14 protein-coding genes are annotated in these 13,653 nt (G+C 42.0%); 12 read left to right on the plus strand and 2 right to left on the minus strand.

The genetic code is table 11. The annotated features are described in order from the left end of the window. Positions 1 to 197: 197 nt before the first annotated feature. From T501_RS07140 to T501_RS07175, 8 genes are all read left to right on the plus strand, one after another. Positions 198 to 590: a hypothetical protein gene (locus T501_RS07140; protein WP_044913992.1), complete on the plus strand. Its 393-nt coding sequence runs from the start codon at positions 198 to 200 to the stop codon at positions 588 to 590. After that, positions 574 to 837 carry a hypothetical protein gene (locus T501_RS07145; protein ID WP_044913993.1) on the plus strand — a complete coding sequence of 88 codons (264 nt, stop codon included), beginning with the start codon at positions 574 to 576 and terminating at the stop codon, positions 835 to 837. The genes T501_RS07140 and T501_RS07145 overlap by 17 nt, the downstream gene beginning before the upstream one ends. Before the next feature lie 239 nt (positions 838 to 1,076). Further along, positions 1,077 to 1,274, plus strand: coding sequence for a hypothetical protein (locus T501_RS07150; RefSeq protein ID WP_044913994.1), 198 nt, complete (start codon positions 1,077 to 1,079; stop codon positions 1,272 to 1,274). Between the two features lie 68 nt (positions 1,275 to 1,342). After that, on the plus strand, positions 1,343 to 1,849 hold the full coding sequence (locus T501_RS07155) for a hypothetical protein (protein ID WP_044913995.1): 507 nt from the start codon (positions 1,343 to 1,345) through the stop codon (positions 1,847 to 1,849). 20 nt (positions 1,850 to 1,869) lie between these two features. Further along, positions 1,870 to 2,349 carry a LytTR family DNA-binding domain-containing protein gene (locus T501_RS07160; protein WP_049945951.1) on the plus strand — a complete coding sequence of 160 codons (480 nt, stop codon included), beginning with the start codon at positions 1,870 to 1,872 and terminating at the stop codon, positions 2,347 to 2,349. Then, positions 2,339 to 2,761: a DUF3021 domain-containing protein gene (locus T501_RS20095; protein WP_049945950.1), complete on the plus strand. Its 423-nt coding sequence runs from the start codon at positions 2,339 to 2,341 to the stop codon at positions 2,759 to 2,761. Before T501_RS07160 ends, T501_RS20095 begins: the two co-directional genes overlap by 11 nt. Positions 2,762 to 2,992: 231 nt before the next feature. Further along, the gene (locus T501_RS07170; RefSeq protein ID WP_026511884.1) at positions 2,993 to 3,532 is read left to right on the plus strand and encodes a DUF3592 domain-containing protein; all 540 of its coding nucleotides are present in this window, start codon (positions 2,993 to 2,995) and stop codon (positions 3,530 to 3,532) included. A 103-nt stretch (positions 3,533 to 3,635) separates the two neighbouring features. Continuing rightward, positions 3,636 to 4,424 carry a hypothetical protein gene (locus T501_RS07175; protein WP_044913996.1) on the plus strand — a complete coding sequence of 263 codons (789 nt, stop codon included), beginning with the start codon at positions 3,636 to 3,638 and terminating at the stop codon, positions 4,422 to 4,424. 113 nt (positions 4,425 to 4,537) lie between these two features. Here T501_RS07175 and T501_RS07180 read toward each other — a convergent pair whose 3' ends face one another. Then, entirely contained in the window at positions 4,538 to 5,083 is a 546-nt protein-coding gene (locus tag T501_RS07180; protein WP_026511882.1) for a TetR/AcrR family transcriptional regulator, read from the minus strand. A gap of 261 nt (positions 5,084 to 5,344) precedes the next feature. Here T501_RS07180 and T501_RS07185 point away from each other — a divergent pair, with 261 nt between their 5' ends. Beyond that, on the plus strand, positions 5,345 to 6,889 hold the full coding sequence (locus tag T501_RS07185) for an NAD-dependent epimerase/dehydratase family protein (protein WP_242845494.1): 1,545 nt from the start codon (positions 5,345 to 5,347) through the stop codon (positions 6,887 to 6,889). A gap of 35 nt (positions 6,890 to 6,924) precedes the next feature. Then, the gene (locus T501_RS07190; RefSeq protein WP_442856352.1) at positions 6,925 to 8,415 is read left to right on the plus strand and encodes an MFS transporter; all 1,491 of its coding nucleotides are present in this window, start codon (positions 6,925 to 6,927) and stop codon (positions 8,413 to 8,415) included. 24 nt (positions 8,416 to 8,439) lie between these two features. On the opposite strand, the gene T501_RS07195 is transcribed toward T501_RS07190, so the two are convergent. Then, on the minus strand, positions 8,440 to 9,633 hold the full coding sequence (locus T501_RS07195; protein ID WP_050008181.1) for a helix-turn-helix domain-containing protein: 1,194 nt from the start codon (positions 9,631 to 9,633) through the stop codon (positions 8,440 to 8,442). Positions 9,634 to 9,754: 121 nt separating this feature from the next. Between T501_RS07195 and T501_RS07200 the strand changes: the two genes are divergently transcribed. After that, positions 9,755 to 11,161 (plus strand): MFS transporter, encoded by a 1,407-nt coding sequence (locus T501_RS07200; RefSeq protein ID WP_044913998.1) that lies wholly within the window; start codon positions 9,755 to 9,757, stop codon positions 11,159 to 11,161. A 60-nt stretch (positions 11,162 to 11,221) separates the two neighbouring features. Beyond that, positions 11,222 to 13,651, plus strand: coding sequence for a beta-glucosidase (locus T501_RS07205; protein ID WP_044913999.1), 2,430 nt, complete (start codon positions 11,222 to 11,224; stop codon positions 13,649 to 13,651). The last annotated feature ends 2 nt before the right edge of the window (positions 13,652 to 13,653 follow it).

The following is a 13,653-nucleotide window of genomic DNA, read 5'->3' on the forward strand; positions in this document are numbered from 1 at the left end:
TTTTTTATTTGTTTGCAAAAACGAACAGATAGAGATAAGGCGTACCAGAGATAGAAGAGTCTTACTGAAAATATATATCATTTCCTTATGTGTAACGGTTGGTTGCGAAAGATAATCTCTTCCGCAACTATTTTTATACATATTTAAGATTATCAAATGACGCAATATAGTAGAATTAAAGGAAAGGAGGTATATGCATGAACGGTAAAAAAGATTTTTCATTGTTAAACTGTATCGGATCAAGCCTGTTGGCTATTTTCTTCACTGTACCTGTCCACGAGCTATTCCATGCTCTTACATCACTGGCGTATGGTGATAAAGTCGTTATATATTCAGCCACGGCAGTTCTGCCAGCTGATATCATTAACTATGAAGCACTATCGCCTCTTAACCGTATTATGGTTACCGGGGGAAGTGCTTCAATTCTCAATGCTATCATTGCTGTTATGCTGGCAATAATACTGCTCAAATGCTCAATGGGATCAGCACTTCGTCTTTTCCTTACTCAGCTGATGGGAGCTCATCTTTGCCAGGGGTTTGGATACTTTCTGATAGAAGGCTTCTTTGGCGCTGGTGACTGGAGTACTTAATACGCTGATAGGACCGCATTATAAAAGCGGTGGCTTATCTATTGGAAGTATGATACTTTTTAACTTCATGTGGATACCATTTTTCTGGGGGTTCATGTTTACCGGTGTTATGAAAGTAAATCAGCCTAAAGAGAGCCGCTTTCTATATGACCTCCCCAAGAAGCCGAATTTCGTATTAATTGCAGTTGGAATTATTTTGATGGCTATAGATATTTTTGTCTTCGGTCCGGGAATACAGTTCAATTAACATAATATTGCATTTGTGCAAAGCAAGCCAAGAGCAGTTTCAATTCATTATTGAAATTTGCTCTCGTTTTATTATTGCTTAAGAATAGTAATGGTCAATCCTATTATGAGGAAACTTTTTGTCTTTTGAGAAATACCACTTAGACATCAAAAACAACCGAATAGACATAAATCATTGTTGGTGTTTTCAGGCTATGTTACAGTCATACCATCAAAAAGCAAAAGAAAAGGAGGCATTCTATGAAGAATATTAAAACCGGAACAATATGTTCAATAATCAGCATGGTATCGGTACTAATTATGTTCCTGTGGGGATTTTTCGGAAATTCCTGGAATATAAGCTGGATTGCGGTAATGATTGGCGGAGTGCTTTCAGGAATTGTTTACATGATACGAAAAGACTTAGAAAGCAGCGATAATAATCATAGCAGTTATTAAAATTGAATATTGGAACAATTTCTCACAAAAGCATAGTTAAATAGTTCAAAAGAAAAGGAGAATACACTATGGAAAAGATTCAAAAGAGTTCAAATACGGCAGTAACAATTGCAAAGGTACTCAGAACATTCTCTATTATTGGACTAGTATTTAGTGTGTTGGGAGCAGTCTGTGGATTTGCAATGAATGGCTTCATAAATCAGTATTATCAGGATCCCTCCAATGTCGCAGCAGCTCAGTCATCTCTTGAGGCAGACATGGGAATCTTTGGTCTAATTCCTTTTACCTCAATAAAAGAAGGCGGAAATTTCGGTATTTTCTTTGCAATTCAGCTTCTTTGCTGTGCTGTAGTCTGTGTTGCATTCATATATATATTCGGAATGCTTAAGAAAACCATGGAAAATGTAAGAGATACAGGGAAAGCCTTTGCCCTTTCGGAAGCCGCTACCTACAAAAAGACTTTCATAATTACCAGTATATTGATTCTTCTTTTTGTGGATCTGGTTCCTGCGCTTATTGCAGGTATTCTTCTCATAGGGCTATTTAATGTAACCGTTGCCGGGCAGTCAGAATAATATGTTAAAAGGTGGGGTAAATGTCCGACTTTATTGATATCAAACTTATCATAGATAAGGCGTATGAAAAGCTCACAGTTACCATTACAAACAAAGAGCGCAGTGATGATGTTGAAGGCGTGATAGCTGCTATTCAGTCCTATGCCAGTAATAAGGTCCCTATGATTTCGGCATATTTCGAGGATGGCGTGGTTATGTTGCCTCAAAGACAGATTTTTAGGGCCTATATCTCAAGAAGAAAGGTTATGGTGCAGACTGCAGAAAAAATATATGAGGTAAAAATGACTCTTGGTGAGTTGGAAGCATTGCTAGATAAAGAAAGATTTGTCCGTATTTCCCAGTCAGAGATCATTAATCTGAAAAAAGTAAAGAGATTTGATTTTTCAGCCATCGGAACGATAGGTGTAGAACTGGAAAATGGTGAAAGCACATGGGTGGCCAGAAGAAGGGTCAAAAATGTGAAGAATGCATTGATGAAAGGAGGCGGCCATGAGCATTAGGACAAAGTTTACAATCAGGGCACTCTTTGGGTTCTCTTTGGGGCTCATAGCCGGTGCAATAATGTTTGTTCTCTATGCCAGTGATACAGAGCCACTAAATAAGAGCTACCTGATAATGCAGCTCTTTGGTTCTGGCTTTTTTGGAGTTATTGCAAATGGCGGAGCAATTGTATATGACTTTGAGGACTGGGGGCTTTTAAGGGCTACATTCACTCACTATGTTGTAACTTTTATCACAATGCTTGCTGTAAGTGAGCTACTTGACTGGTTTCCACGCAGCATAATACTAATTGTGGTTATATTTTTTTCTGCAGTCTATCTGATCATATGGCTCGTGGAATATGCTTTGTGGAAAAAGGAAATAAGGCATATCAACAGGGATCTTGAAATTATGAAAAATGTGAAAGATTAAAAAAAAAGTAAACATTTCATTTCGGAAGCGCTTACTGTTTATGATCGCATTTGTTACATGATCTATTTTTAGGAAAATTACCGTTTAGACATCAAAAACAACCACATAGACATATTCTATTGTGAATCATCAGTGAAAATGATATTTTTCAGGTAAACAACAAACAAGCAAAGCTTATATCTTGTAACAAATGATCATCAGTCAACTACACAGATAACAGGAGGGTTTACCATGAGAGTTACTACAACTACAACCAACAGGAATACCGGACCTATAGGAAGTCTATTTGGATCCATAATCATGGTGATACTTGGAATAGTATTTATCTTTGTGTCATCCTTCATGGCAAAACAGAATGCCAGTTTAAAGGAACGGTGCACAGCACAGGTACAGGCGACGGTAACAGGTTTTGATAGGTCAGAGAGTTCTGAGAAAAGCAGTTCAAGTTCATCAGCTGTAACACCTGTGTTTGAATATGACTATAACGGACAGACCTATTCATCAAAAGCAGGTACCTACAGCAGTTCCTTTAAGGACACTTTTAATGTAGGAAGCAGCTACACTATTTATGTGGATCCAGACGATCCTATGGAGTTATATTCTGAAGATATCTCCAAATCAGACGGAACATTCCTGAATATATTCAGGTGGGGCGGAGTTGGTCTTATCATATTGGGAATTCTGGTCTTTGTGATTTCCCTTATAAAGGTTATAGCAATCGGAGGCGCAATCGGTTTTGCACTGATGCATTTCTTAAAGAAGAACGAGTGACCTATTATTCACACGTAGGCACGAGTCAGGAGACCATGCCAGCATGGTCATCTGGAAATGCCGTGGGGTATTTGACTAACAAGGAAAACAAGGAGGTACAAGCATGAACAAAAAAGCATTCTCTACACTTATGATAGCAGCCTGCTCGGCAGCTCTTATTTCCGGGTATGGCTATGCACCAAAAAGCTCTGCTGAATCAAAGACAGCAGAGACAGTCAATGAAACCACTGAGGAAAAAGAGGCTAAAATTCAGGAAGCCTTTAAAGATGCCCAATACATTGAAATCGGAACCACCGGATATTTCATCAAAATCCCGAAAAGCTACTATCAGGGCGAAGTATATGATAATGAACGTAAGGATGACATGATAGCCTACTATAAGAGCGATGAATTCCAGATGGATTTCGATGTCTACCAGTTTCCTAATGAAGGAAAAGATCTGTACGATTATACCGAAGCAGAAGCAAAGCAATATAATGCTGACGGCATTACTGAAGTTACTATAAATGACACGGATCTCGGACTTTATTACTCAACGGAGAGCTATGAGGGCGAGGAAGGTAAATTCACTGTCGCAAACTATATTTTTGTATCAGGCAATGATTTTGGAGAGCTGTCCTTCTGGCAGGACGGAGATGAGGCTGAAGAGCTTACAAAGACCATCATCAATAGTATCACCACGACACCGGAGGAATCATCTGCAGAAGCCCTAATTCAGGGTGATGATATTGACTATTCCTACCTTATGATTGATAGTCTCATAACTGTAAAGAGTGATACCCAGACAAATCAGTCCTTTACGCTTGTAGACACAAAAGATCTTGCTCCTGAAGAAGATGCAAATGTTTACTACGATGGAGTGCTTATAGACACGGTCAAAGTGTCAAAGTAAAAGGAATCAAAAACCATAAAATTGAAAATAAAATAATGCAAAAAACTAAACTTGAAAAAATGGTATAACTCCTCCTAAGATATTTTGCTCTTTTCAGAGTTAAACACATAAGATTATTTGGCAATATTATTGCATGACTGGTATATCAGCTCTGCCAGGTCCCTGGTGGGGGTGTCAAAACCACTTTGTATCCAGACACGCAGTACATTAAGGCTTCCGTACATAACGAAAGTGAAGAGGTAGTCTGCATTTTTGTTATCCAGGATTTCAGGCACTGCAGCCTTTACATTATTTGCAATTGTTTCGATTATTGTTTTCTGAAAATCTTCGGTATCCGGCTGGCACAGCAGGATTCCGAAGGTTTCTTTTTTTTCTTTTACATATTCAAGGAAAGCTTCAATAGATTCAGTGGTGTTGAAGCTTCCACTAAGGTTTTCCAAAGCTTTCAAAGTGTTTTCCATAACTTCGTTTTCTACATCAGAAAGAAGCTCAAACTGATCCTGATAGTGAAGGTAAAAGGTTGAGCGACTCATCTCGGAAAGATCACATATTTCCTTGATAGTGATCTTTGAAATTGGCTTTTCCTGCATCAATTCCATAAGGGATTCCCTGAGGATCCTCTTGGTAACTAGGATACGTCTGTTGTTTTTTGTTGCCATATATGTCCTCCTCACTTTATGAAAAGTTTAGATTTTTAACGGTACATGGGACTTTTGGAATATTCTAAACTGTACATTTTGGACTAAATATGTATTAAACACTACGTATGTAAAAATATTGTAAGTTGTAAACAATACACGATGTCTATATTATACCCTTAAAGAGAAACGGAAACAAGCACCGGATAGTGAAGAGGAAATAATCATAAAAATGAAAAAGGTTAATGGATCATTCTGGATTTGAGAAAAGAGGTATAGATCATGAGCAATGAAATGAAAAATAAGAAAAGACCTGTGGTTTTTATGACAGGAGCAGGCGGAGGAATGGGCTCTGAGAGCTTTAAGCAGATGCTCCCGGATATAGGAAAAAAATATGACCTTATAGTTTTTGACAGGGATACAGAAAAAAATCATGACTTTTTTGACCCTTATAAGGGAACAAAGGGACTAACAATAGTATATGGGGATCTGCTTAATAAAGACGATGTGGAAAAGTGCGTTGAAATGTCGGACATGGTTCTTCATATAGCAGCATTGGTTTCACCTCAGGCAGATTACCATCCTGACAAAGCCATGAAGACAAATTATGGATCGGTAGTGAACCTTACAGAGGCTATTAAAAAATGTGGTAAGAAAGATACCTATAAGTTTGTTTATATCGGAACAGTAGCAGAAACAGGAGACCGCATGCCACCTATTCACTGGGGAAGAGTCGGAGACCCAATAAAGCCCAGCGTGTTTGACTATTATGCGGTATCTAAGATTGCAGCAGAGCGCCATGTTATCGAGAGCGGGCTTAAGTATTGGGTATCTCTTCGTCAGACAGGTATCATGGGACCTGCCATGGCAAAGATCAGAGACGCCATCCAGTTCCACAACTGCATTTATAACGTACTTGAATATGCTTCAGACAGAGACAGTGGAAGAGCAATGAGAAATCTTGTAGCCTTTGATGCTGATGGAAGTCTTGATGAAAGCTTCTGGGGACACATCTATAACATCGGTGGCGGAGAGAGCTGTCGTGTCAGCACACTTGATATGTACAAAGCTATGTATGGGGAGTTGGGATTTAAGAGCCTTGACCCGGTAATTGATCCCAAGATGTATGCCACAAGAAACTTTCACGGTCAGTATTATCTGGATTCAGATAAGCTCGAGAATTATTTACACTTCAGAAGTGACTCCATGCAATACTTCTATGACGCATATCTTAAGGAACTTGGCGGAGCAAAGACTGCAGGAAAGATCATCACCAAGTTCCCTGGCGGACAAAAGCTCATGGGCACCATCATCAAAGGTACCTTCAAGGAACTCCTCGATACAGAGCATGGCACCAAGCACTGGCTTGATAACAATATGGAAGATCACATCGATGCTTACTGGGGAAGCAAAAAGGCCTGGGAAGCACTTCCTGAAAAGGTCAGTGAGATGGAAGAGTTTACCGACTGGGATAAGGTGGTCCACATCGACCATGGCTATGATGAGAGTAAGCCTGAATCAGAGCTGACGCTTGAAGATATGAAAGATGCTGCAAAGTTCAGGGGCGGTACCTGCGACTCTACAGAAATGAAGACTGGAGATTGGAAGACTCCTCTTGAGTTTACCTGCCAGTTCGGGCATCACTTCAAAGGAAGCCCAAGACTGATCCTTGAGGGCGGACACTGGTGCGACGAGTGCGAGAGAAAGTCCTGGAACTATGGAATGAGAGCTAGGAAGGACAAGTTCTTTGCTCAGGTTTGGAATCCTCTTCATGATGAGGATGAGATCCGCGAGTATCCAAAAACAGTAAGCGAGTTGGAGGTATGAGGGGAAAGTAATTTCTGCTGGAATACAATAACAAGTTGGGAGAAGAACGGGTGGTTACAAGGATTAACAGGATTTTTGAAAAGCCTCTTTTATCCTCCAGGATAAAGAGTGAAGATACTACAGGAAGCGAGCGGATACTGGGATATCTGCTGGCTCCTTCAGGCGCGCTACTTTTAAACGGCATTCTGGCAACCAATTTGAATGTCTTTTACACGGATGTTCTGAAGTTGACAACTGTCTGGGGAGGTGTTTTCCTGGCAGTTTTTCCGATCATATCAAGGGTGCTGAGTGCATTTATAAATCTGTTTATCGGAAGTGCCATAGACAGAACCCGGACAAAGGAAGGCAAGGCGAGACCATGGCTTCTTTTGTCGGCGCCATTGATACTGATAAGCGGAATACTGCTATGCATAGTTCCAAGCAGTAATCAGACCATTCAGATAGCATGGGTGATCTTTACATTTAACCTATATTACGGTCTGGCATTTAATCTTTTTAATATGAGTCACAGTCTGATGGTTCCCCTGTCAACGCGAAATATTAAACAGAGAGGGAGCCTTTCTGTGCTGAATAACGTGGCTTCAACCATGATGACGGGTATCCTGGGAGCGCTCTTTTTCCCGGCTGTTATCCTGCCTGTGATCGGAGTAAATCAAAAGCTCTGGCTTATTACCATTTCAGCCTTATCAATTCTGGCATTCCCGCTCATTATCATGGAGTATTACTTTACAAGGGAACGCATTACGCTGGAGGATTCGGGGAACACAAAGAAAGAGGCAGTGGGCAGCAAAAAGCAGCTGAAAGCTATCTTTTCGGACAAGTACAGTATTCTGATCTTTGCATACTTTACGATTAATCTTATAGCAGCGCAGCTTAAGAACACTTCGCTTGTCTATTATTGCAACAACGTTCTGGGAGCCTACAATGATGGCTATACACAGACGCTGGTTTCGGTTGTAGGTGGGCTTCCGATGGGAATAGGGCTTTTTGCCGTCTGGCCGATTGCAAATAAGTTTGGAAAAAAGAATACGACGGTTTTAGGATTCATCCTTCTCTCAATAGGAAGTATTATCTGTTTTATAGCGCCAAAGAGCCTTCCGATCGTTCTTGGAGGACAGTTCATAAAGAATATTGGCGCACTGCCTTCAGCTTATGTTTTTATGGCTCTTTTTGCTGATGTGCTTGATCACCTTGAGTGGAAGAATGGCTTTAGATGTGATGGAATGGCTATGTCGGTATATTCTATCATCACTACGATTTCAGCCGGGATTGCTACAGGAGTCTTTAACTTGGGCCTGAGCACTACAGGATATGTGGCGCCTTCCTTTGATGCTGTTACGGGAATGACTACTTCTGTTATTCAGAATGCCGCGACCCAGAATGTGATTACATTTTTCTTTGTGGGTCTTGAGGCCATAACAGGAATAATCTGTGCACTGCTCCTCGTCGGCCTGAACGTTGAAAGAGATATACATAAGGAGCAGGAGGAGATCCTTTTAAGAAAAGCTGCAGAATCATGTTGCTAAGAGTCAGGTCAGTAAGGTGACTGCTTAGGATATGCTCTTTCTATACTCCTTGGGTGTCATCCCATATTTCTTTTTAAAAACATTCTGGAAATAACTCTGGGAAGAAAAACACAGATATTCACTGATCTCACTTATGGAGCGATCAGAGTAGTGGAGGAGGCTTCTGGCTTCCTCCAGTTTTTTTCTCATGATAAAAGAGCTGATGTTAAAGCCCAATTCTCTCTTGAATTTCTTGGAGAGGGTGCTTCGCTCCATGCCAAGGTGATCAGCAATCTCTTCTACAGAGATGTCCTGATTGACGTGATTGGAGATATATTCGATGGCCCTGTAGATATCAATGGGCATTCCGGAAGGAATCTTTGCTTCCGAAACTCTCTTGGTAAAGTCCATAGCTGCCGTGGCATTAAGGAATGTGATGGCCGCAGAGTCCGTAATCTTTTCCGCCTCCTGGATATAGGAGTCGGAGAGAAGATACGCTGTTTCCACATCCAGTCCGCCTTCAACAGCTTTTCTGGTGATGATGGCGATGGAGCTGATAAAGATGTTCTTGGCCTGGCGCAGTGAGTCACCCGCCACTTTTCCTTCAGTTATCCTTGGCGCATTTTTGAAGAATGCTTTGAGGCCTTCCACGTCACCTCGCTGAATGTATCCGTAGTATTCCTTCTCAAAGAGATACGTATTGTGGAAACGCTCATTTTCCTTGATATCCACAAGTTCTCTTGTATGCTTTCGACCGATAGCTTTCTCTTTTCCCTGATCAAATACGTTGAACTTGGAGATAATGTCTATGGTCTCGCCATTCAGTTCCCTGTTGATCAGGGCAAGGATATTGAAAAACTGAGAGTATGAAAACAGAGGAGTCTTGCGATAGAACTCCTCTATTCCCAGCTTGTATTCCACAGGCAGAGAGTACTCTTTTATCATGTGATCGATGATGTCAGAGGTTATTGTGACATTGCTTACAGGTCCTACGATTATGGTTTCACCGGTGTTAAAGTTCTGTATTATTCCTAAAAAGAGAAAGTCTTCTGTGGATCTGAAACTGACATTCTCGTTACTTTCTGTAAGAAGCCCCTTATATACAGAGATAAAGTCCACCGGCAGCTCATTTGCAGGGAATGCCATAATAAGCTCGTCTTTCCTGAAGTAGTGGACAGGAATATATGCCGCGTTGTATAGAAGATTTAGGAAGTCTTCGATTTTTCTTTTTCCAGCCATTATAATTCACCTAATTACAAATAAATTCACGTGCTTGCAATAATATTATCTACAGATACACTACAATGTCAATAAAGAAAGAGATGCACTGTGTGTGATATTTAGAGGAGGATACAAAGAAATGGCAAAGAAACCACTTGGACTCGATAAATCCGGTGTCCAGAAAGTAATGAGAAAGGGAGATTATTTTGCGGACTCTTTGGGACAGTTCGCCCTTAATTCAATGTCAGGTCTTGTCGGACAGCTGACATACTTCTACACAGATAAGGCTGCGCTGGCTGCGGGAGCTGTTGCAACAGTATTCTTTATCTGTAAGATCATTGACGCGTTCACAGATGTGATCATGGGAAACATCGTTGACCATACTAAGCCCGGAAAAGAGAAATACAGACCATGGCTTTTAAAGATGGCTATTCCGGCTCTGGTAATACTAATCATGCTCTTTACGGTGCCACAGGGTGTTTCGGATTATGTTAAGATAGCTTATATGTTCGTTACGAACATCCTTTTAACTGCAGTTATCTATACAGCAATCGCTATTCCATACGGTTCGCTTCTGGTTGTGAGGACAAACAGCCAGGAAGAGCGAGGCAACATGGGAATCTGGCGTGCAGCAGCCGGCTATGTTTCAGGAATGGTAATTGCTATGGGAATCATTCCTATCACTAACATGCTTGGCGGTGATCAGGCAGCCTGGATCAAGTTTGGGGTTGGCTTTGGACTGATGGTAGTTCTTGCACTTCTTATCTGTTACAAGAAGGCAAGAGAGTGCGCTGTTGAGACCGGAAAAGAAGCACTTCCTGCAGATCAGCAGGATGATGAAGAGCCGGTTCCGTTTAAGGAAGCTTTAGGAAACCTTTTCCGCAATAAGTACTGGGTAATGATCCTTATCATGGGTGTTATGTCAAATATCTCTTATGGTATAGGCGGATCTTCAGGAGCTTATTATTGCAAGCTTATCTACGGCGACGACAACCTGACCGGTATTCTCGGTGCAGTTGGTCTTTTGCCTACACTGATCGGATTTATCGCTGTTGGTCCTATGATCAAGAAGCTTGGCGTAACCAGAACGCTTAAGGTTTCATTCTTTATCGGCATGGTTACTACAGCACTTCGTATCATAAATCCATCAGCCTTCTGGTACAACACAATCCTTGGATGCTTTGCAACATTTGCTAACATCCCTATGATGTGCCTTATGGGTGTTATGACTGCCATGACAATCGATTACAATGAGTATAAATTCGGTAAGAAGATGGTTGGTACAAGTAATGCAGCAAGTGGATTTGGCGGAAAAGTCGGTTCCGGTCTCGGGGCGTCACTTGTAGGCTGGTGCCTGGCAGTTGCAAGCTACGATGGCCTTGCAGAGGTTACTACACCTGCAGTAAGACAGGCAGTATATACCTTTGGTATCTACATTCCACTTTTACTGTTTGTGGTAATGTTCATTCTTACTCTTTACTTTGACCTTGAGGCTAAGCTTCCTTCAATGAGAGAAGAGATCGCGAAAAGAAAAGCTAATAAGTGATACGGAAATTTGAGGCGGTGAAATTCCGCCTCAAAAACCATTTATGGAAGAGGTGTAAATATGCAGCAGTATGAAAATGATCATTTAAATCTGGTACTGGATAACGCAGCCGAGTGCACTGTGCTTCTTAAAAAGAACGGGAAATTTCCCTTAGAGAAGCCTTGCAAAATAGCAGCCTACGGCTCAGGTATGCGCTATACGATCATAGGTGGCACCGGGTCAGGAGAAGTCAACACCAGATTTTCATATACGATTGAAAAAGGTTTGGAAAAAGAGGGCTTTGAGATCACCACAAAGAAGTGGCTTGATGAGTATGACGAGGTGAGGAAAACCGCCAAGAAAGAGTACTATAAGACTCTTAAGAAGGAAGCCAAAAAGAAGCATGAAAACCCCATCATGTATCTAATGGGAAAAGAGCTTTTGGAGCCCTGCCACGGAATGGCTCTTGATGCTGAAGGCGGTGATGTGTGCATCTATGTTCTTTCAAGAAATTCCGGAGAGGGGAGCGACAGGAAGGTCGTAGAAGGCGATGTAAAACTCACAAGATCAGAAGTGAGGGACATCATTGCTTTAAATAAGAAATATGACAGATTCATGCTGGTTCTTAATGTTGGAGGACCGGTGGATCTAACACCGGTTATGGAAGTTGGAAATATTCTCATTTTGTCACAGCTTTGCTCTGACATGGGAAAAGTGCTCTCCGACATTCTTACAGGCAAACAGAATCCTTCAGGGAAGCTCTCCACAACCTGGGCAGCTTTTGAGAAATACTCAGCTGAGGGCACATTTGGCGATTTCAATGACAATGAATACAAAGAAGGCATTTACGTGGGATACAGGTATTTTGATACCTTTGGGCATAAGGCTCTTTTCCCGTTTGGCTTTGGACTTTCTTATACAGACTTTGAAATCAGCTGTAAGGACGCAGAGGCGAAAGGCAGCGTAGTCACCCTCAAAGCTGTTGTAAAGAATACAGGATCTGCCGCAGGAAAAGAGGTTGTTCAGGCCTATGTGACACTCCCAGAAGGGGAACTTCCCAAGGCATATCAGGAACTGGCAGGCTTTGCAAAAACAGGTCTTCTTGCACCGGGTAAAGAGGAAGAGATTGTGATTTCTTTTGACCTTAAAGACCTTTCTTCTTATGACGAGAAGAGCGCCTCATACATTCTTGAAAAGGGTGAATATATCGTAAGAGTCGGAAACAGCAGCGCAAATACGGAGGTCATATGTGTGGCCGGCCTTGATGAGAAAGTTACTGTTCTTAAGACAAAGAATTGCCTTGGCGATCCTGGATTTAAAGATATTACAGCGCCTTCCTTTGACAGGGGGAATGTTCCTGCTAAGGCTAAGAGAATCCTTATTGATGCAAAAGACTTCTCCTGCGGCGAAGTTTCTTTTGACAGGGAATATGAGATTGATGATAACGTAAAAGAACTTTCGGATGAAGAACTGTGTTTTTTGGAAATCGGTGGATTTGACCCAAATGCCAAGGGCCTTTCAATAATCGGGAATGCTGCAACTCATGTGGCAGGAGCAGCAGGTGAGACTACTTCTTTGCTTGAAAACAAAGGCATTAAGCCACTTATCATGGCCGACGGACCTGCGGGACTCAGGCTTTCCCTTGAGTACTACGAGGATGAAAAGGGTGCTCACGGTGCAGGCGAAGCAGGGATGATCCCCGAGAGCATGCAGGAAGCCATGGGCCCGGTGGCCAGATTCATAGCAAATCTTTTAACCGGCGGAAACAAAACCCCAAAGGGAGTAACTATAAAGGAACACGCTGCAACCAGGATACCCATCGGCACAGCCATCGCACAGAGCTTCAATGTGGAGCTTGCTGAGAGCCTGGGCGATATTGTCGGAGATGAGATGGAGCGTATGGGAATCAATCTGTGGCTTGCTCCTGCGCTCAACATCCACAGGAGCATCCTTTGCGGAAGGAACTTTGAGTATTATTCAGAGGATCCGCTTGTATCGGGACTTATGGCAGCGGCCATCACCAGAGGAGTTCAAAGGCACAAGGGCTGTGGCACAACCATCAAGCATTACGCAGCCAACAACGCTGAGACTAACCGTTACTGCAACAACTCCCATGTGAGTGAGAGAGCTATGCGAGAGATATATCTCCGCGGTTTTGGAATCTGTGTAAGGCTTTCACAGCCTCACGCTTTGATGACCAGTTATAACCTCTTAAATGGCACACATACAGCCGAGTACAGAGGGTTAATAGAAGATATTCTTCGCTGTGAGTTCGGCTTTGATGGAATAGTTATGACCGACTGGGTGATGAGCATGATGGACAGCAAGAACTCCATCTACAGAAACTCATTGTCAAATGAAGTGGCAAAGGCCGGTGGTGACCTGTTTATGCCCGGTGGCAAGAAGGACTATGAGAATGTTTTAAATGCGCTTAAAGCCGGAACTCTTGACAGAAAGCAGCTTGAGATAAACGCCTCCAGAGTTATAAAGATGGCTGCGAAACTGGCCTGACT

Origin of the sequence: Butyrivibrio sp. WCE2006 (genome assembly GCF_000701985.1) — a bacterium.
In the GTDB taxonomy this organism is placed as follows: domain Bacteria; phylum Bacillota; class Clostridia; order Lachnospirales; family Lachnospiraceae; genus Butyrivibrio.